At 67.8% G+C, this 19,518-nt stretch carries 19 protein-coding genes; 10 read left to right on the forward strand and 9 right to left on the reverse strand.

Annotation, left to right across the window (positions count from 1 at the left end):
• On the reverse strand, window positions 1-911 hold a 911-nt coding region (locus FFS52_RS22215), incomplete at its 3' end, for a transposase (RefSeq protein WP_212743753.1).
• Window positions 912-1,055: 144 nt separating this feature from the next.
• On the reverse strand, window positions 1,056-1,766 hold the full coding sequence (locus FFS52_RS22220) for a CPBP family intramembrane glutamic endopeptidase (RefSeq protein WP_078114053.1): 711 nt from the start codon (window positions 1,764-1,766) through the stop codon (window positions 1,056-1,058).
• A 70-nt stretch (window positions 1,767-1,836) separates the two neighbouring features.
• On the opposite strand from FFS52_RS22220, the gene FFS52_RS22225 reads away from it, so the two are divergent.
• Complete coding sequence (locus tag FFS52_RS22225; RefSeq protein WP_226513419.1) at window positions 1,837-2,805, forward strand: bile acid:sodium symporter; 969 nt, start codon at window positions 1,837-1,839, stop codon at window positions 2,803-2,805.
• Here FFS52_RS22225 and FFS52_RS22230 read toward each other — a convergent pair.
• Window positions 2,780-3,514 (reverse strand): glucose 1-dehydrogenase, encoded by a 735-nt coding sequence (locus FFS52_RS22230; RefSeq protein WP_055475422.1) that lies wholly within the window; start codon window positions 3,512-3,514, stop codon window positions 2,780-2,782. The two genes, FFS52_RS22225 and FFS52_RS22230, sit on opposite strands and share 26 nt — an antisense overlap.
• Window positions 3,515-3,649: 135 nt before the next feature.
• Between FFS52_RS22230 and FFS52_RS22235 the strand changes: the two genes are divergently transcribed.
• Window positions 3,650-4,735 (forward strand): diacylglycerol kinase, encoded by a 1,086-nt coding sequence (locus FFS52_RS22235; RefSeq protein WP_055475421.1) that lies wholly within the window; start codon window positions 3,650-3,652, stop codon window positions 4,733-4,735.
• A 100-nt stretch (window positions 4,736-4,835) separates the two neighbouring features.
• On the opposite strand, the gene FFS52_RS22240 is transcribed toward FFS52_RS22235, so the two are convergent.
• Window positions 4,836-5,486 (reverse strand): response regulator transcription factor, encoded by a 651-nt coding sequence (locus FFS52_RS22240; RefSeq protein ID WP_055475420.1) that lies wholly within the window; start codon window positions 5,484-5,486, stop codon window positions 4,836-4,838.
• Complete coding sequence (locus tag FFS52_RS22245; protein ID WP_231632669.1) at window positions 5,483-6,616, reverse strand: histidine kinase; 1,134 nt, start codon at window positions 6,614-6,616, stop codon at window positions 5,483-5,485. Before FFS52_RS22245 ends, FFS52_RS22240 begins: the two co-directional genes overlap by 4 nt.
• Window positions 6,617-6,767: 151 nt before the next feature.
• Here FFS52_RS22245 and FFS52_RS22250 point away from each other — a divergent pair, with 151 nt between their 5' ends.
• The 5 genes from FFS52_RS22250 (at window position 6,768) to FFS52_RS22270 (ending at window position 11,917) form a co-directional block, all read left to right on the forward strand.
• Window positions 6,768-7,691 carry an ATP-binding cassette domain-containing protein gene (locus tag FFS52_RS22250; RefSeq protein WP_055475418.1) on the forward strand — a complete coding sequence of 308 codons (924 nt, stop codon included), beginning with the start codon at window positions 6,768-6,770 and terminating at the stop codon, window positions 7,689-7,691.
• On the forward strand, window positions 7,688-8,500 hold the full coding sequence (locus FFS52_RS22255) for an ABC transporter permease (protein ID WP_055475417.1): 813 nt from the start codon (window positions 7,688-7,690) through the stop codon (window positions 8,498-8,500). The genes FFS52_RS22250 and FFS52_RS22255 overlap by 4 nt, the downstream gene beginning before the upstream one ends.
• A 103-nt stretch (window positions 8,501-8,603) precedes the next feature.
• Window positions 8,604-10,355, forward strand: coding sequence for an alpha/beta-hydrolase family protein (locus tag FFS52_RS22260; protein WP_055475416.1), 1,752 nt, complete (start codon window positions 8,604-8,606; stop codon window positions 10,353-10,355).
• Window positions 10,356-10,424: 69 nt separating this feature from the next.
• Complete coding sequence (locus FFS52_RS22265) at window positions 10,425-11,363, forward strand: AraC family transcriptional regulator (protein WP_055475415.1); 939 nt, start codon at window positions 10,425-10,427, stop codon at window positions 11,361-11,363.
• Window positions 11,363-11,917, forward strand: a complete 555-nt coding sequence (locus tag FFS52_RS22270; protein ID WP_055475414.1) for a dihydrofolate reductase family protein — start codon at window positions 11,363-11,365, stop codon at window positions 11,915-11,917. The genes FFS52_RS22265 and FFS52_RS22270 overlap by 1 nt, the downstream gene beginning before the upstream one ends.
• Window positions 11,918-11,950: 33 nt before the next feature.
• On the opposite strand, the gene FFS52_RS22275 is transcribed toward FFS52_RS22270, so the two are convergent.
• Entirely contained in the window at window positions 11,951-12,610 is a 660-nt protein-coding gene (locus FFS52_RS22275; protein WP_055475413.1) for a PaaI family thioesterase, read from the reverse strand.
• Between the two features lie 100 nt (window positions 12,611-12,710).
• Here FFS52_RS22275 and FFS52_RS22280 point away from each other — a divergent pair, with 100 nt between their 5' ends.
• A complete protein-coding gene (locus FFS52_RS22280) occupies window positions 12,711-13,553 on the forward strand; it encodes a crotonase/enoyl-CoA hydratase family protein (RefSeq protein WP_065629864.1) in 843 nt (280 codons plus the stop codon).
• 302 nt (window positions 13,554-13,855) lie between these two features.
• Here the strand turns inward: FFS52_RS22280 and FFS52_RS22285 are convergent, their stop codons facing one another.
• Complete coding sequence (locus FFS52_RS22285) at window positions 13,856-14,851, reverse strand: BadF/BadG/BcrA/BcrD ATPase family protein (RefSeq protein WP_065629863.1); 996 nt, start codon at window positions 14,849-14,851, stop codon at window positions 13,856-13,858.
• 100 nt (window positions 14,852-14,951) lie between these two features.
• On the opposite strand from FFS52_RS22285, the gene FFS52_RS22290 reads away from it, so the two are divergent.
• Window positions 14,952-15,419, forward strand: coding sequence for a nitroreductase family deazaflavin-dependent oxidoreductase (locus FFS52_RS22290; protein WP_065629862.1), 468 nt, complete (start codon window positions 14,952-14,954; stop codon window positions 15,417-15,419).
• A gap of 25 nt (window positions 15,420-15,444) precedes the next feature.
• On the opposite strand, the gene FFS52_RS22295 is transcribed toward FFS52_RS22290, so the two are convergent.
• Complete coding sequence (locus FFS52_RS22295) at window positions 15,445-16,437, reverse strand: hypothetical protein (protein ID WP_065629861.1); 993 nt, start codon at window positions 16,435-16,437, stop codon at window positions 15,445-15,447.
• Between the two features lie 31 nt (window positions 16,438-16,468).
• On the reverse strand, window positions 16,469-18,481 hold the full coding sequence (gene htpG / locus FFS52_RS22300; RefSeq protein ID WP_065629860.1) for a molecular chaperone HtpG: 2,013 nt from the start codon (window positions 18,479-18,481) through the stop codon (window positions 16,469-16,471).
• A 173-nt stretch (window positions 18,482-18,654) separates the two neighbouring features.
• On the opposite strand from htpG, the gene FFS52_RS22305 reads away from it, so the two are divergent.
• Window positions 18,655-19,410, forward strand: a complete 756-nt coding sequence (locus FFS52_RS22305) for a PIG-L family deacetylase (protein ID WP_065629859.1) — start codon at window positions 18,655-18,657, stop codon at window positions 19,408-19,410.
• The last annotated feature ends 108 nt before the right edge of the window (window positions 19,411-19,518 follow it).

Consider the following 19,518-nt stretch of genomic DNA (forward strand, 5'->3'; position numbering starts at 1 on the left):
GCTCGTGGATCGGCGTCGTCGGTGTTGATCGCGGTCACCCAGGCGGCCTCAGGCAGCACGTCCAATGCGTCTTTGACCAGTTCGGAGATGGTGAACCCGACCGAGTACTGCAGATTCTGCTCGGTCAGGTGGGCCAGGAACTTTTTGGCACACCCGGCCGAATCGGTACGTATGAGCACCTGGGCGCGTTCAGCGGCGGGCAGCTGGGCCAACGCCGCCTCGAGGGCCGCGATGTGCATGTCCGCACCTTTGGGTGAGGCACCTCCACGCCGCAGGTCCAGGTTCAGTGTTTCCCCGGTGCCGAAGGCGCCGTGGTCGACGAACGAACACATCGGGGAATGCCCGAACACCCGCTTATACGTTGTCTGGGCCTGTTCTTTGGCCGATCCTGCGGTCACGGTCGTGGCATCGAGATCAACGATCACCAGCCCGCCATCGATGCTGCCCGCGGTGCCCTCCAACGGGCGGGCAATGCCCCACACCCGCTCCCGCGCCGCGGCGCGAGCCGCGCTGATCGCGGTACTGACCGCCTCGACATCGGTAGCCAGCCTGCTGATCACCCGCGAAATCGTCGGATCAGAGGCCACCTGCCCGTACAACTGTGGCTGAGCCCGGACTGTGGCCACATCGGCCACACAGTCACCACCGGTCGCCAAGGTGAGCGCCAGATCCAGCACGATCTTGGCCGGATCATGGACCGTGGCCGCGGTCCGCCACGGCGCCATCGCCGCGGTCAGCTCGGCTCCCAGGCCCGAGACCTGCACGGTTTTCGTCAGCAACACCCCGCCCGAGGTCGTCAGCACCGACTCAGTGCGCGTGGGGTCCACCGTCAACTCGGGATACACGTTATTCTTCACCTGCGAGGTGCCTTTCTTCTTGTGACTATTTGTTTGTGGTGAATCAATAATCACAAGGCAGACAGGCACTTTCGCGTATCACACGCCGAACACCAGCAACATCAGTGAAATATCCAGGCTCAGGGAGCAGGGGTTATGGGCTTCTTTCGGATTAGGGAGCAGGGTTCGTGGTGCTGTGGCGCGCCGGAGGTGTTCGGTCTACGACACCTGCCAGGCCACCGCGGCACCGATCGCCCCGGTGGCGTTCAGTGCCCAGTGCAAGGCGATCGGTGCGAGGAGGCTCGTGGTGCGTTGCCGTAACCACCCGAGCACGAAACCCGCGGCCCCGGTTGCCACGACCGCGCCTGCGATGCCGGCGATCTGTGCAACCGTCCCGGCACCCAGTACGCCGCTCAGGCCTTCGTTGCCCGCGGTGAGACCGGTCGAGGACAGGATGTGCCACAAACCGAAGGCGATCGCACCGACGACCAGCGTCGTCAACGGGGCGAACAACCGGCCCAGAACCCCTTGCAGCACACCGCGGAACAAGACCTCCTCCGGGAGAACGGTCTGCAGCGGGATGATCACGAACGCCGCCAGGAGGGCCTCGGAGGTGTCGTCGTAGCGGTCGGACAGGAAGAACTCACGCGTCGCCGGGATCGCGACCGCTGTCGAGACCACCGCCGCGACCACGAGGACCGCGGCCACGGCGACCGGGATGCCGGCGCGCAGTTCCGCACGGCTCAGGCCGAGGTCCCGCCAGCCGAGGCCGGCGAGGCGGGCGATGCCCACGGCCACGACGGCGGCAACCGGGACGATCGCCACCGACAGCGGGCCGTCCGCGAGATGCGCACCGATGTTCACCGCGACGAGGAACACGATCACCACGACCAGTAGCGCGACGTCGGTGCGACGGGACGGGGTGATCACCCGGTCGAGTCTGCCGTACCGCGCCATGGCGGTGTCGGTGAACGCGGCCGCGGTGTCGCAGAATGATTCGGTGCCAAGACCCGCGACCGTCGTCGACCGCCTCGAACGTCACCAGGTCGCCCTCTACCTCGGCGCGATACTCGCCGGACTGTGTGCGGGACTGGCCGCACCCGGTCCCGCCGAGGGCCTCGAGTCGGCGATCACGCCGCTGCTCGCCGCGCTGCTCTATGTCACCTTTCTGCAGATCCGCCGGTCCGATCTCCTGGAATCGCTGCGTGACCGACGGTTCCTGGTCGCGGTGCTGTTCCTGAACTTCGTCGTGGCGCCTCTTGTGGTGGCCGTGTTGTCCTCAGCGCTGCCCGCCGACGACGCGATCCGTCTCGGCGCGCTACTGGTGCTGCTGTGTCCGTGCGTCGACTACGTCGTCGTGTTCGCCGGGCTCGGCGGCGGGGACGCCCGACGACTCCTTGCCGCGACGCCGCTGCTGCTCCTCGCCCAGATGCTGCTGACACCGCTGTATCTGGTGCTGCTGCTCGGTGACGGACGGTCGGTGATCGAGCCGGAGCCGTTCCTCTGGGCGTTCGCTGTCCTCATCCTCTGCCCGCTGGCACTGGCGTGGCTCACCCAGGCGTGGGCGGAACGATCCGAGGCGGGTCGTCGAGCCTTGGTCGGCGCCACGATGACGATGGTCCCGCTCATGGTGGCCGTACTCTTCGTCGCCGTGAGTTCCCAGGTACCTCTCGTCGGTTCGCGTTTTGCCGACATCGTCGGGGTGATCCCGGTCTACGCCGCGTTCCTCGCGATCATGGTGGCGGCCGGTGTCGCGGTGGCACACATGTTCCGCCTGGCCCCGGAGCCGTCGACGGCGGTCGTCTTCTCCGGAGCCACCCGCAACTCGCTCGTCGTCCTGCCACTCGCGCTGGCGCTGCCGGTCGGGGCGGAACTGGCCGCGGCGACGGTGATCACGCAGACACTCGTCGAACTGATCGGGATGGTCGTCCTGGTGTGGGCGTTCACTTGTGTGGCACGTCGGCGCTGAGGCCGCCGTCCATCACGAACTCGGCACCGGTCGCGTACGAGGACTCGTCGCTGGCCAGGAACACCACGAAGGTCGACACCTCGCGTGACTCCGCGGCCCGACCCATCGGCACGGTCACCATGTCGTCGGGGATCCCCTCGGTCATCGGCGTCCGGATGAGACCCGGGTGGATGGAGTTCACCCGCACGTTGTGCGGAGCCAGTTCGAGCGCAACCGATTTCGCCAGACCACGCACGCCCCACTTGCTCGCGACATAGCCGTGCGCCCAGGGACTTCCGCGCAGGCCCTCCACCGACGAGACGTTGATGATCGAGCCACCGCCGGCGTCGATCATCAGGTCCGCGACCGCCTGGATTCCGAGGAACGTGCCCGTCAGGTTCACGTCCAGGATCTGCTTCCACTTGTCCAGCCGGAACTTCTGGATCGTCGAACCGTTCACGATGCCGGCATTGTTCACCAGGACGTTGACCTTGCCGAACTCGTCTACCGCGGTGGACACCGTCGTCTGCCAGTCCTCGGGCGAGGTGACATCGAGGTGGACGTAGCGCGCCGCGTCCCCCAGTTCGGCGGCCAGCGCCTTGCCCTCATCGTCGAGGATGTCGCCGATCACCACCTTCGCCCCCTCGGCCACGAGGGCCCGGGCGTGCTCGGCGCCCATGCCCCGCGAACCACCGGTGATCACTGCAACCTTGTCGTCTACGCGTCCCATGGGCGGCAACGCTACCGCGACGAGCGCGAAAATAGAACAGGTTCCACCGAAAAATGGTCTACTGAACAGACAAACGTCCGGACAGGTGTACACCACGCCCCACCGGCGCCGATCGAACACAAGGAGTTCCACGCCATGTCCTTCCGGGTAGCTCTCGTCGGAACCGGCAACGTCGGCCGGTTGTGCCTCACCCAGCTGATCGAGGACCCGCGGTTCGAACTCGTGGCCGTCTGCGTGTCCACCCCTGAAAAAGTCGGTGTCGACGCCGCGACGCTCGCCGGGCTGGAGACACCCACCGGAGTCCTGGCGGTGGGCGACCTCGACGAGGTGATCGCGACGAAGCCGGATTGTGTCGTGTACTGCGCCATGGGTGACACACGTCCCGTCGAGGCCTTCGACGATGTGGTGCGCATCCTCGCCGCCGGGATCGACGTCGTCGGGTCCTCCCCGAACACGCTCCAGTACCCCTGGGACGTGATGCCCGCGAAGGCGATCGCCAAGATCGACGAGACCACCGCGGGCAGCGGCGCCAGCCTGTTCGTGACCGGGGTCGATCCCGGTTTCGCCAACGACCTCATCCCGTTCGTCTTCGCAGGCACCTGCCAGCACATCGAGCAGGTGCGCTGCATGGAGATCGCCGACTACGCGACCTATGACGGGGCGACCGTCATGTTCGACGTCATGGGCTTCGGCAAACCGCTCGACGAGACCCCCATGCTGTTCCTGCCGGGGGTACTGGGGTTGGCATGGGGCACGACGATCCGGCAACTGGCCGCCGGTCTCGGCGTCACCGTCGACGACATCGAGGAGATCTCCGAAAGCGAGCCTGCGCCGGAGGATTTCGACATCGCGGCCGGTCACATCGCTGCGGGCACCCGCGCGGCCGTGCGTTTCGAGATCATCGGCAAGGTGGCCGGCGAACCCGTGATCGTCATCGAGCACGTGACGCGGCTTCGAGGTGACCTGCGGCCGGACTGGGCGCAGCCGGCTCAGCCCGGCGGGTGCTACCGCGTCGAGATCACCGGCGAACCGTCGTACACCGTCGACATCATGCCGACGAGCCGCAAGGGTGACCACAACCACGCCGCCATCGTCGCCGCGGCCGGCCGGATCGTGAACGCCATCCCCGCGGTGGTCGACGGGCCCGCGGGACTTCGCACCACACTCGACCTTCCGCTGGTGACGGGCCCGGGGGTTTCGACAGGCTCAACCGGCGGGTAGGCGGCTCCGCGCCCACGGAATTCGCAAACCCACCCCTTTTCCGTAAACGCACCACGCTCGGACCGGGTGGGTTCACGAAAAAGGGGTGGGTGTGTCGACGTCACACCATCCCGGCGTCGTGCATCAGGATCGCGACCTGGACCCGGTTGCCCGCGTCGAGTTTGGTGAAGATGTGCGAGATGTGCGCCTTGACCGTCGCAAGACTCATGTAGAGCCGTTCAGCGATCTCGGCGTTCGACGCCCCGCGGGCGAGCTCGACGGCCACATCACGCTCGCGTGCGGTGAGTCGGTCGACACGTTCGACCGCGGACGAGGTTCGGTGACCGCCGCTGGTGACGACCTGCTTGATCAACGCGGCGGTCACCGAGGGACTCAGGGCAGGTCGACCGTCGAGCACTTGGTGGATGGCCGCGACGATGTCGTCGGGTGGCGTGTCCTTGAGCAGGAATCCGTCGGCACCCATCGCGAGTGCGCGGACGACGTAGTCGTCGGCGTCGAAGGTCGTGAGCACGATGATCGCGGGTGGCGAGGCCAGTGCCTTGAAGCGGCCGGTGGCCGCGATCCCGTCGAGCACCGGCATCCGCAGATCCATGAGGACGAGATCCACGGGCGCCGTGGCATGGGTGTCGAGGGCCTCCTGCCCGTTGCCCGCCTCGGCGACGATGTCGAGGCCGGCATCACCGCCGAGGAGGAGCCGGAGTCCGGAACGGACGAGGGGGTCGTCGTCGACGATCATGATGCGGGCGGTCATGACTGCCACGGTAACCAGACGTGCAACAGGAACCGTTTGTCCTCGCTCACGGTCACCGACTGCCTGCCGCCGTGCAACCCGACCCGCTCGGCCAGGCCGACGAGGCCGAATCCTGGTGTGGGACCACCTGAACCCGCCGTCAGCGGTAGCGGATTCTCGACGAGCAGATCCACACCGTGCTCGGGTCCGCCCCGGATGTGCATGGTCACCGGCGCGCTCGGCGCATGACGCCGCGCATTGGTCAAGGCCTCCTGCACACACCGATACAGCGTGCGTGAGATCGCCGGGCCCAGCGAATTCACATCGATGTCGCATCGGCTGTCCACACGCATCCCCAGCCGGCGCGCCTCCTCGATCAGCGCGGCCAGGTCCGGAACCCCTTGCGGTTCCTCGGGCGCGGCGTCGCCGGGCCCCTCCCGCAGAACCCCGAGCACCTCCCGCAGCTCGGTCAACGCCAGGTGCGAGGTCTCCTGGATGGTCTGCGCCGTCTCGCGGATCTGCTCTCCGGACAGGTCCGAACGGTAGGCCAATGCGCCCGCGTACATGCTCATCGCCGAGATCCGATGCGCGAGGATGTCGTGCATCTCGCGTGCGATCCGCGCCCGTTCGAGCGAACGCGCCTGCATCACCTTCGCCTGCTGTTCGGCCTCGGAGGCCAGCGCGCGCGCCTGCCAGCTGGCGAGAAGCTCACGCCGCGAACCGATGTAGAGACCCCACGCGACCATCGCCGCCGTCGCGACCACCGTGACCGAGTAACTGACGATGACGGGATCGTTCGCCTCGGTCGGAGTGGCGAAGAAGGCGAGGGCGATGATCCCCGCGACAACGGACAACACCGCCTGCGGGATGATCTCGCGCCACCGACGCCGGGTCGACAGGGACACCATGGCGAGAATGCCCGGTCCGAGAGACGACGACGACACGATGGTCACGATGTTCGTGAACGTCGTGACCGGTACGGGATGGCTTCGGCGCCACCAGATGACGATGTAGGAGAGCACCCCGAGTGCGAGGTCGGCGACGAACCACCACCGGGCCTGGTCCCACAGGTACGACGCACGGGTGGCGAAGGTGCCGGCCGAGACGCAGAGCATCACCGCGAGCCGCCACAATCGGCTGGCCCACGTCATCGGTGGTTGGTACTGCTCAGGACGCACAACCGTCACCGTAGTCGGGCGCCGGTGGTGCCCGCGTCCTCCCGATGGGTGTCGACCCCTACGACTTTCGGTCGATACGACGCTGTCCGGAGGTCCGATGTGCACGCCGTGCGGAAACGACACGATGGACGACATGATCACAGTGAAGAATCTGACGAAGCGCTACGGCGACTACGTCGCAGTCGACGACGTGTCGTTCACCTGCCGCCCCGGGCAGGTGACCGGATTCCTGGGCCCCAACGGCGCCGGGAAGTCGACGACGATGCGGATCATCGCCGGGCTGACGCCGCCGACGTCGGGGGTGGCGCAACTCTACGGCGTCGACTACCGGTCCATCCCGAATCCCGGCACGCAGGTCGGCATCCTCCTGGACGCCTCGGCTCAGCACGCCGGCCGGACGGGCGCGGAGGTCCTGCGACTGTCGGCGATGACCATGGGCATCGGCCACGACCGCGTCGACGAGATGCTCGAGCTGGTCAGCCTCACCCCGGAGGAGGCCGGGCGACGAGTGCGCAACTACTCCCTCGGCATGCGCCAGCGTCTCGGTATCGCCGCAGCCCTGCTCGGGGACCCGAAGATCCTGATCCTCGACGAACCGGCCAACGGACTGGACCCGGCGGGCATCCACTGGATGCGAACCCTGCTGCGCGGGTACGCCGATCGCGGCGGCACGGTGCTGCTGTCGTCGCACCTGTTGCACGAGATCGAGATCGTCGCCGACGACATCGTCGTGATCGGCAACGGCCGGATCGTGGCCCAGGGCACCAAAGACGAACTGCTCGCCGGCGCCGGGACACGCGTCCGATCACTCGACGACGCGACCCTCGGCGAGGCGCTGAACGCAGCCGGGATCACCGTGCAGCGCAACGCCTCCGGCGGACTCGATGTCGACGCCGACCCCATCGACGTGGGCCGCGCCGCGGCCGCCGTCGGCGTCGTCCTCACCGAGCTGCGGCCCGCGGACGGCGCCCAGCTCGAGGCGATGTTCCTGCAGCTGACCGCGGACACCCAGCGTGAACACACCACACTCGAAGGAGCAGCCCGATGACCCTCGCCGACTTCGGCACCCCCGTGCCCCACACCGACGTGATCGACGTCGAGCGCCCCGGAATCCCGTTCTCCCGACTCGTCCGCGTCGAACTGCGCAAGCTCGTCGACACGCGTGCGGGTTTCTGGCTGACCGCCTCGATCGGAGTCATCGCGGCGATCGTCGTGATCGCGATGCTCATCGCGAACCGCAACAGCCCCGAGAACCTCAACCTCGGACAGTTCTTCGGGATGATGAACATCCCGACCGCCATCATTCTGCCCATCCTCGCGATCCTGCTCGTGACCGGGGAGTGGAGCCAACGCACCGCGCTGACGACATTCACCCTCGAACCCCGACGGCAGCGCGTCGTCGGAGCGAAGCTGGTGGCGGCGCTCCTCACCGCCGTCGCGGCGGTCGCGGTCGCGCTCATCCTCGGCGTCATCGGCAACGGGATCGCCGGTCTGGCGTTCCCCGATCCCGCCGGCTCCTGGGACCTCACGCTCGCCGGGTTCGTGAATTCGTTTGTCTCGCAGACCTTCGGCTTGCTGCTCGGTTTCGGCTTCGCCGCCCTGATCCTGAACACCCCGGGCGCGATTGTCGCCTACTTCGCGCTGCCCACCGCTCTGACCGTGGTCAGCCAGCTGGTCCCGTGGTTCAAGGACAATCTCGGCCAGTGGGTGGACACCGGCTTGACGAACGTGCCCTTTCAAGAGGGCGACTGGGCGACCGGGGGCGAATGGGCGAGGATGCTCGTCTCGGCAGTGATCTGGATCGGACTGCCCCTGGCGTTCGGGGTGCTACGGATTCTGCGGTCTGAGGTCAAGTAACGGACGCCGCTGGATGGCACGACGGTCACGGTCGCCGTAAGCGCCGCTGCCACACCGCGATCGGTGTTACGGTTTTCGGGTTCTCGAGAAAAGAGGAACCCACGTGTCGTCGACCACGCCCACCTCGCAACCACCTGCCGCTCCGGAACCGGACGACGCACCGGTTCCGGAGCAGTCCGGCGCCACCGGCCCGGCAGAAGAGAAGACGCCGTCGTGGTGGCGGCGGCGGCTCCACCGGTATTCCTGCGTCGGGTTGACGGTCGCGCTCGTCTTTCTGTGGCTGTCGGTGACGCCGTCGCTCCTGCCGCGCGGGCCGCTGTTCCAAGGCATCGTGAGCGGGGCCTCGGCCGCGGTCGGGTACGGCCTCGGTGTGCTGGTGTCCTGGCTGATCCGTTACATGATCTCCCGGGAGGAACCCTGGCCCGCGCCGATGCGCCGGCTCTGGGCGGCGCTGGGCCTGGCCGCGATCGCGGGCACCGTCGTCATGCTGGTCGCGTTCCAGCGGTGGCAGGACCAGGTCCGGACGATGATGGGGGTCGACCTCCTGTCCTGGACGGCCTACCCGCAGATCCTGCTCATCGCCGTGGTGGTCTTCGCCCTGCTGATGACCATCGGGCAGGCGTGGGGCGACGGGGTGAAGTGGCTCGTCCGGAAACTCAATCGCGTGGCGCCGCCGCGTATCTCGGCCTTCGCCGCGGCGACCATCGCGATCATCATCACGGTGCTGGTCCTCAACGGCGTCGTCGCCAACTACGGTATGCAGGCGCTGAACTCGTCGTTCGCGGCGGTCAACGACGAAACGACGGCGGACTCCAGTCCGCCGACCACCCCGCAGCGTTCGGGCGGTCCGGGTTCGCTGGTGACCTGGGATTCGCTCGGGCGTCAAGGCCGGATCTTCATCTCGGTGTCGCCCACCGTGGAAGAGCTGAGCGCGTTCAACGGGTCCCCCGCCATGGAACCGATCCGCGCCTACGTCGGGCTCGGCTCGGGTACAGATCTGCGTGCCAATGCCGAACTCGCCGCAGAGGAACTCGTGCGCGCCGGCGGGTTGCAGCGCAAACTCATCGCGGTCGCCTCCACCACCGGCACCGGATGGATCAACCAGGCGACGGTGGACTCGCTCGAGTACATGTACAACGGCGACACGGCGACGGTGAGCATGCAGTACTCGTACCTGCCGAGCTGGTTGTCGTTCCTCGTCGACAAGGAACGCGCGCGGCAGGCCGGGCAGGCGCTCTTCGAGGCGGTCTCGGAACGGGTGCGCGAGGTACCTGAGGCCCAACGCCCCAAGCTCGTCGTCTTCGGCGAGAGCCTCGGCTCCTTCGCGGCCGAGTCGGCGTTCGGGACCATCCCGGCGCTGAGCGCGCGCACTGACGGTGCCCTGTTCAGCGGACCGACCTTCAACAACAAATTGTGGGTGGACACGACCGGGTCACGCGACGACGGGACGCCGGAAGTGTTGCCCACTTACGACGACGGTCGACAGGTCCGATTCATCGCCGACGCACCGGACCTCGACAAGCCGACCACCGAGTGGACGTCGCCGTCGGGTCGCGCGGTTTATCTGCAGCACGCCTCCGATCCGATCTCGTGGTGGAACCCGCGACTGATCCTCCGCGAGCCGGACTGGCTCGAGGAGGAACCCGGACGCGACGTGCTGTCGGCGATGCGGTGGATCCCGTTCGTGACCTTCTTGCAGGTCAGCGCCGACATGGCGGTGTCGGTCGGAGTCCCCGACGGCCACGGACACAACTACATGTCCGCGATCCCGGCAGCCTGGGCCAAGATCCTGCAGCCGCCGGGCTGGACCGAGGCCAAGACCGAACGTCTGATCCCCCTGCTGACGAGGGACTGATCGGCACCGCCGCCCGGTGGAGCAATTTCGGTCGGGCGGGAACGGCTTTCGCGGTTCCATACTCAGAGGGTGACCTCTACCGACCGTGACCGTCTCCGGCAGCTTCTCGACGCGGTGCTGTCCGAGGACAACACCTCGCTCGACGACATGGCCTCGGGCGCCTACGCGTCGCCGTTCCACTTCACCCGGCAGGTCCGGCGCGGTGCCGGCGAGGCACCGGTGGCCCTGCGGCGCCGCGTCCTCCTCGAACGTGCGGCGTGGCTCCTCCAGCGGGGACAGTCGGTGACCGACGTGGCCTTCGAGTCCGGGTACTCGTCCGTCGACGGCTTCTCGCGTGCCTTCAGCCGCGCCTTCGGACACAGTCCCGGCCGCATGGGTGCGGTGGGAGAGCACAGCCACTGGCTGCCGGCGCCGAACGGCATCCACTTCCACTCGCCCACTGCGCTGTACGTCGACAGCGGCTCACCCACGACCGAGGATGCGGGCAACGTGGTGATGCTCATGATTCGCCACGACCTCGACGACATCGAGGCGCTCCTCGACGCCGCGAAGGGGCTCGACGCCGCGTCGTGGACCGCGCCGCGTTTCGCGGGTAACCAGCTGCTGTCCTGGAGTGGACCGGAAGAGTCTCTCGCAGAGGTCATTTCCCATCTCGTCGGCGACAAACTCCCCTGGTTGTCGACGATCGAGGGAGCCGACCTGCCGCCGGCCGCACTGACCCAACTGACCGACCTCATCGAGTTGCATCGCGACATCGCACCGCGCTGGCTCGCCCTGATCCGTGACATCGACCGACGCGGCGCGTGGCAGGACCGCGTGATCGACGCCTTGTGCGACCCACCCGAATCGTTCCTGCTCTCCCAGATCGTCGCGCACGTGTTGACGTTCTCCGCACATCGTCGGCTCGTCGCCCGCTGGATGCTGCGGGACTCCGGCGTCGACGTCACCGCCCCGACTCTCGATCCCGACCCGATCATGTGGCACCGCAAACACTCCGGAGGATTCTGATGGCATTCCGCTACTACACGGCAACGACCCTCGACGGCTTCCTCGCCGACGACCGGGACAACCTCGACTGGCTGCTCAGCCAGCCGCTCGAGGAGGGCGGGCCGATGAACTACGACGACTTCTTCCGGCAGGTCGGTGTCGCCGTGATGGGCGCGACGACCTACCGGTGGATCCTCGACCACGAGGTCTCCGACGGGAAGCCGTGGCCATACGACATACCGACGTTCGTCTTCACCCATCAGTCACTGACGCCGGTGTCGGACACCATCTCGGTGGTCGCCGGGAGCCCCGCAGACCTCCGTGACCGTCTGGTCGACGCAGCGGGCGACCGCCACGTCTGGGTCGTGGGCGGCGGCGACCTCGCCGCGCAGTTCGCCGAAGCCGGAATGCTCGACGACGTCATCGTGTCGATCGCGCCCGTCACCTTGGGGTCGGGCCGACCACTCTTCCCGCGCGCCTACGACTTCGAGTTGCAGGACTTCGCACGCAACGGCGCGTTCCTGTGTGCGCGCTACTCACCCGTAGGGCCGCGATCGACTCCCGCGGAGGTCTGACCGGTCGTCGGGCGACGGGCCGGCCCGCGGCGTTCAGCCCTCGCCGACCGAGTTCCGCATGGCGTCGGGCACCTCACCGCGAGCCCACCGCGGCAGGATGAAGATGCCCTCGGACTCGGCCGTGAGCTGGCCGTCGACCGAGATCGTCCCTGTGACGAACGTCTTCACACCCTCGACCCGATCGACGCGCGCCTCGCCGCGGATCACCCCGAGCGGCGTACCGCGCCGATACCGGACGGTGAGGGTGCCGGTCATCCCGGGCACACCCTGGAACTCCGCGGTCGAACCCAGCAGCTGGTCGAAGACGAGCGCGAGCACGCCGCCGTGGACGAGTCCGGCCGGACCCTCGTACTGGGGACCGAGTGCGACCTCGAGCCAGCTGTACTCGGATTCGTGATGGAGCTCGACCGGCGGTGCGATCGGGTTCCGCCGCCCCAGAACGGCATTGCCCCAGGACCGTTTGGTGCCGTCGGAGTTGAATCGGATGCCGAACGGGCCCGGCAGCTGGTCCTTCCGGAGGATCTCGGTGGCGGCGGCGATGAGCCGCCTCGCCTCCGCGATGTCTGTCTCACCGACCTCGGTGCGCACCGTCGCATCGATCAAGTCCCGGACGCTGCCCGCGATCGCGGACGCGAGTTCGGTCCGGTGCGCGAGTTCCTCCGGGTCGATGTCCTCCTGGATGTATCCGCTCATGTACCCATCTAACAGGGTCGACGCACCGCTCTCGGCCCGACCGGTCGCCGTCGGCGGATCCGGACACCGCCGGTTCTGACCGCCGAGTAGGCTCCCTCGCATGACAGACCACGCCTGGAACGACCGCGCCTGGACCGCGTTCGACATCACCGTCTCCGACCACATCGCCGAGGTCACCCTCATCGGCCCGGGCAAGGGCAATGCCATGGGACCGGACTTCTGGCAGGAACTCCCAGAGCTGTTCGGGCACCTCGACACCGATCCGGAAGTGCGCGCGGTGGTGCTGACGGGGTCGGGCAAGAACTTCTCCTACGGCCTCGACCTCGTCGCGATGGGCGGGACGCTGTCGGCCGTCCTCGCCGGGGACGCCAAAGCCGCGCCGCGCACCGAATTCCTCGACTCGCTGCGCACACTCCAGGCCGGCATCACCGCGGTCGCCGACTGTCGCAAGCCGGTCGTCGCGGCCGTGTCCGGCTGGTGCATCGGTGGCGGCGTGGACCTGATCTGCGCGGCCGATGTGCGCTACGCCAGCGCCGACGCCAAGTTCAGCGTGCGTGAGGTGAAGGTCGGGATGGTCGCCGACGTGGGCACACTCGCGCGCCTGCCGTTCATCATCGGCGACGGTCACATGCGGGAGCTGGCGCTGACCGGCAAGGACATCGACGCCGCCCGCGCCGAGAAGATCGGTCTGGTCAACGACGTCGCCGACGATCAGACCGCCGTGCTCGAGCTCGCCCGCTCGACCGCCCGCGAGATCGCCGACAACCCGCCGCTCGTGGTCCACGGCATCAAGTCCGTTCTCGACCATTCGCGCAGCGCCGCCGTCCACGACAGCCTCCGCTACGTCGCCGCGTGGAACTCCGCGTTCCTGCCCAGCGAGGACCTCACCGAGGCCATCACCGCCGTCTTCGAGAAGCGCAAACCCGAGTTCAAGGGCCGCTGAGTCGCCCTGAGCTTCGAGGCTCGTCGACCTCAACGCGCTCCGTGGTCGCTTGCTCCGCCCGGCGGCTTGCGCTCCTCGCACCTCAGTACCTGCGGCCTGGCGGCCGTCGTGGACTACGAAAGAACACGCGTGGGCTTCCACATCTCTGCTCCCTGAGGTGCGAGCGAAGCGAGCCACGAAGGGCTCCGCAACCTGCCTCACCAGGCCCTTCGTGGCTCGTCGCTGGCGCTCCTCGCACCTCAGGGAGCAATGGTCATGTCGTTCCTTTGGATTAGGGAGCAATGGGGGCCGCTTCTTTCGGCTCAGGGAGCAGAGGTCCCACGGTAGACGTGCTCGGCCAGCGGGTGTGCGGCGTCGAGATCGGTGAGGAGTCGGACGCCGTCGAAGGGCGGGCCGTGCGGCGGTTCCACGGACACCTCCGGGGCTCGGCGAGAGATGGTGTCGACGAACCGGTTTCGGAGTCGATCACTGGCCGACATCACACCGCCGACCCAGCTCACGCGTGCTGGCTCGCCGGGCCCGCGGCCGCTGCGGTCGAGCGCGGTCATCGCCGACGTCGCCAGTTCGTCGGCGGCGTCGTCGATGACCTGTTGGGCCGCCGCATCCCCGGCCTCCGATGCGGCGTCGACCGCCCGGGCGAACGCGGCGATGCGTGCGACGCGGTCGGGGTCGGCCTGCACCGACATGTACAACTCGGCCAGCGGACCGAATTCCTCCTCGGTGGCCACGCGGAGTGCCGTCTCGGGCCCCCGGCCGTCGAAGGCGCGCAGTGCCGCGGTGATGCCCGACCGCCCGATCCAGTAGGCACTACCGGCGTCGCCGAAGAGGTATCCCCAGCCGTCGACCCGGCGGACACCGCCCCGGCCGACCCCGAGGGTGACCACGCCCGTCCCGACCGCGGTGACCGCGCCGAACTCGTGACGATTCGCGGCCAGATACGCGGTCACCGAATCATGGGCGAGGGCAACGGAGTCGACGCCTGCGTCGGCGAGCGCGGCGAGGAGATCGATGGGGCGGGAGGCGCCGGGGGTCAGTCCGGACACGCCGGCCGCGACCACCGACGGGCCGGGCGACCCGTCGGGACCCGACCTCACCATCGCCGTTCGAAGGATGTCCCGCACGGTTGCGGCGATCTGCTCCACGACCGGTCGGTCGGTACGGATCGGGGGCGCGTCGTGGTCGGAACCACCGTCGGGCGTCTCGATCCGCACGCGGGTGCCGGTCTGGCCGCCGTCGATCAAGATGTGCGTCACGCTGTCACCGGTCGTCACGGACCGCAACGCTACCTCGGTGCCCATCCGCCCGGAGGGCATCGAACCGTCACGGCGTCGGCGGAGACTCGACACGGGTCCGGGGAGTCGACGTCGATTCGCCGAATCCCCGTGACACACTGGGCGCATGACGGTGCGGCGCGGACTCGCGGTGAAGATCGGGTCGATCTCCTGGATGCCTCGCTTCCTCCCGCAGATCGTCAGGTGCGACAGCGTTCTTCAATCTGTGTCGGGACAGCGGCTGAGCCTGCTCGACATCGGTGATCTGCCGAACATCACGATCCGGGTCCCGGGCCGCAAGAGTGGTGCGATCCGGACGACGCAACTCCTGGCCGTCCCGGACGGGTCGGACTGGTTGATCGCAGGCTCCTACTTCGGCGGTCCCAAGATGCCGGCGTGGGTCTTCAACCTCCGCGCTGCCGACGAGATCGAGATCATCGTCCACGGTGAGGTGTCGGAGGCGGTGCCCACCGAACTGGTCGACGCCGAGCGGGACGCGGCCTGGCAGACGCTGCGGGCGGTGTGGCCGAACTTCGATCTGTACGAGAAGCGCACCGACCGCCGCATCCCGGTGTTCCGGCTGCGACCGCGCTGACCCGACCTGGTCGGAACTCGGTGGGTCAGCCGTCGGTGACGAACTCGGGACTGCTCTCGGTGAGGTCGACATGGCCCACGAGGTACTGCTCGTCGACGGTCTCCACCCGGGGGCCGTCCGCGTCGTACTCGGGGGTGTAGGACACCCGCCAGCGCACCGGGCCGACGACGTCGACGACACCCAGACCCGACCCGTCCCGGCTGCTGTCCCCACTCGCATCCGAAACCGGAACACGGAGCAGATAACGCAGCCCGGACAGGTCTTTCGGAGCCGTCCACCGCACACTGCCGTCCACCGCGGAGCGGTACAACCGTTGGGTACAGCCCGCGACCTGCCGCCCCGCATCGGCCTGGGTCGACGCCGCACACGCGGTCAGGTGCGCCGACACCGAATCGCTGACGGCTCCGGCGCCGGTGGCGCTCAGTTCGCCGACGACGCGGACGGACATGGGTCCTCTCGGCGTGGTCGGAGGATCGTCGTCTGCGACGCGCGCGACGAAGTCGGTGTCGCGGGAGCCCCAGCGCTGCGGTCCGGGGAACACGTGCACCGTGTCCCCTTCCTCGACCTCGCCGCCGAAGAACGTCGGTTGCACAACCCGTAGCGACTCGATCCGGACCGCGATCGCGCCGTCGACGACGGCCCAGCCGTCGGCGACCCGTACGGTCCGGATCTCGGTGTCGATGACCCGGGCACCCATCCGGTATCTTGCCCGGACGTTCTCCTCCGGCGCACCGTCGGCAGCAGACCGGACCTCGATGTCGCCCAGCGGCGCCGCGGAGTGTTGAGCCCGCAGGACGTTGTCGGACAGAAACCGGGTGTCGGGGCGCGGATCGATGACACCCAGAGCCGCGTCGGCGTCGGCATCGGCGAGCGCGTCGAGATAGGTCTGCACCGCCTCGGACGGGGTGGCCGCCCGCTCGTCCTCGCGGGCCAGCCCGACGACGAGCGCGGCGACCAGCACCACCGCCAGGACAACCGCCACGCCGCCGAAGACGACGATCCGTCTTCGGCGGCTCACGTGCGGCGTACCCGTGGTCTGGACAGACCGATCAGGACTCCGAACCGGCCGACGGTCCGCTCGCCGCGAACGATTCGGTCAGCCGACCGGCCAACAGCTTCGCGAACTCGGCCGGGTCGTCGAGCTCACCGCCCTCGGCGATCACGGCCATGCCGTACAGCAGCTTCGCCGTCGGCACCAGTTGTTCGTGATCCCCGGCTCCGTAGGCCTTGTTCAGCGCGGCGACGAGCGGGTGATCAGGGTTGAGCTCCAGTGCCCGCTTGGACTTGGGGAATTCCTGACCGGACGCCCGGTAGAGCTTCTCCAGCTGCGGAGACATCGAGAACGTGTCACCGACCAGGCACGCCGGCGACTCGGTGAGGCGCGACGAGAGTCGCGTCTCACTCACGTCGTCGGAGAGGGTGCTCGTGAGCCACCCCAGCAGGTCGGCGTAGGTCTTGTTCTGCTCCTCCTTGGCGGAATCGTCGGCGTCCTCGTCGTCACCGTCGAGGTCGACGGCGCCCTTGGCGATCGACTGGAACGACTTGCCGTCGAACTCCGCACCCGCCGAGACCCACATCTCGTCGACGGGATCGGACAGGACGAGAACCTCGATTCCCTTGGCGCGGAACGCTTCCATGTGCGGCGAGTTCACGATCTGCTGACGCGATTCGCCGGTCATGTAGTAGATCGTGTCCTGACCGCTCTTCATCCGGCCGATGTAGTCGGCGAGTGTGGTCAGTTCGTCCTCGGAGTGGGTGGTCGCGAACGACGAGGCCTTGAGGAGCGCCTCGCGGTTGTCCGGATCGTTGACCAGACCTTCCTTGAACACCCGGCCGAAGGCATCCCAGAACGTGCGGTAGTCGTCGGGCCGGCCGGCGCGCATCTCGGTGACCGTCGAGATCACCTTCTTGGTGAGCCGGCGACGGATCGCGCGGATCTGGCGGTCCTGTTGCAGGATCTCGCGGGACACGTTCAGCGACAGGTCGGCCGCGTCGACGACACCCTTGACGAAGCGCAGGTACTCCGGCATCAGTTCGGCGCAGTCGTCCATGATGAAGACGCGCTTGACGTAGAGGTGGATGCCGACCTTGCTGTCGCGCATGAACAGGTCGAACGGTGGCTGCGTCGGGATGAACAGCAGCGCCTGGTACTCGAAGGTGCCCTCGGCCTGCAGCGTGATGGTCTCCAGCGGCGCATCCCAGGCGTGGGAGACGTGCCGGTAGAACTCCTGGTACTCCTCGTCGGTCACCTCCGAGCGCGACTTGGCCCAGAGCGCCTTCATCGAGTTGATCGTCTCGGCCTCGACGACCGTCTTCGTCTCCGGCGCTTTCTTCTCGTCCGCGTCGTCGGCGTCGGAGGCCTCGGTGTCGGGGGTCTCCACCGGAACGGTCTTCTCGACGTCCATCCGGATCGGCCACGCGATGAAGTCCGAGTACCGCTTCACGAGCTGGCGGAGCTTGGTCGGATCCGAATAGTCGTAGAGGTGATCCTCGGTGTCGACGGGCTTGAGCGCCAACGTGACCGAGGTGCCCTGCGGGGCGTCGGGGACGTCGTCGATCGTGTAGGTTCCGTCGCCGGTCGACTCCCAGCGGGTGCCGGTGCTCTCCCCCGCCTTACGGGTCACCAGCGTGACCTTGTCGGCGACCATGAACGTCGAGTAGAAGCCGATGCCGAACTGACCGATCAGTTCCTCGGCCGCCGCGTCGGACACCCCGTTCGCGCGAGCCTCCGCGAGCGACCGGCGCAACTCGGCCGTGCCCGAACGGGCCAGCGTGCCGATCAGGCCGACGACCTCGTCGCGGGTCATGCCGATGCCGTTGTCGGCCACGACGAGGGTCCGGGCCTCGGCATCGGGGTCGAGCGTGATGTGGAGGTCGGAGGTGTCGACGTCGAGGTCTTTGTCGAGCAGGGACTCCAGCCGCAGCTTGTCCAGTGCGTCGGACGCGTTGGAGATCAGCTCGCGCAGGAAGCTGTCCTTGTTGGAGTAGATCGAGTGGACCATGAGATCCAGCAGCTGCCGGGTCTCGGCCTGGAACTCGTGGACTTCGGGCTGAGCGCTCATCGCAGACCTCCATGTTCTGTTCTCGTGCACCGGACGGATGAAAATCTCCGCGCCGGTGCGACACGTGTGACGGACACCGACTTTACCGAGCGGTGGTGTGGCTACCCTGGGTCGGGGACCGACTACCCCGCACGACATCCGTGCCGTGCGGGAACGATCAGGAAGCCAGGTGGATGGGCACACCCCGACTGCTGTTGGTGCACGCGCACCCCGACGACGAATCACTGTGGACCGGTGGCCTGATCGCGCGTCACACCGACGCCGGCGGCGAGGTCGACCTCGTGATGTGCACCTGGACCGACGGCACCGTCCGGCACCGCGAACTCGCCGACGCGGTCGACATCCTCGGCATGCCGCGCCCGCCGATCATGCTCGGCTATGCCGACGACCGGCGACCAGAATCCGCACCCGATGCGCAGCGGCTGTGCGAGGCGTCGTTCGACGAACAGGTCCGTGCGCTCACCCACCACATCCGGGCAGTGCAACCCGACATCGTGATCACCTACGACCCGCTGGGTATCTACGGTCACCCCGACCACGTCCACGCGCACCGGCTCGCGTGCGCGGCGGCCGACGCGGCGGCGTCGACGAAGCTCTATCACCGCGCCGGGCCGGCCTGGCGCGTGCGTTCGCTGTACTTCGCCACCATCCCGAAGTGGATGATGGACATCCTCGCGGAGAGTCTGTTCGCGGACATCCCCCGGGAGCAGCTACCCGGCACTCCGGAGTCGGAGATCGACGTGGTGGTCGACGTGTCGGATCTCGCGGCCCGCAAGAGGGCGGCCGTCACCGCCCACCGTTCCGAGATCGATCGCAGCCGGGCCATCTCCGGCTTCATGTCGCTGCCCGACGACATCCAGGAGAAGCTGCTCGGCGTCGAGTGCTATCAGCGCCGCGACCTCGTCCCCGGTGGTTGCGACCTGATCTAGTGGTGTGTCTCGCAATTGTCTAGCTCGTTGTTCGGTAGGCTGGGTTGATGAGTGCACCGGCAGCGTGTTTGCGGTTGACGAAAGCCGAGCGGGAGACGTTGGAAACGT

The organism is Gordonia sp. ALPHA1B1 (genome assembly GCF_005502615.1).
Lineage (GTDB): Bacteria > Actinomycetota > Actinomycetes > Mycobacteriales > Mycobacteriaceae > Gordonia > Gordonia hongkongensis.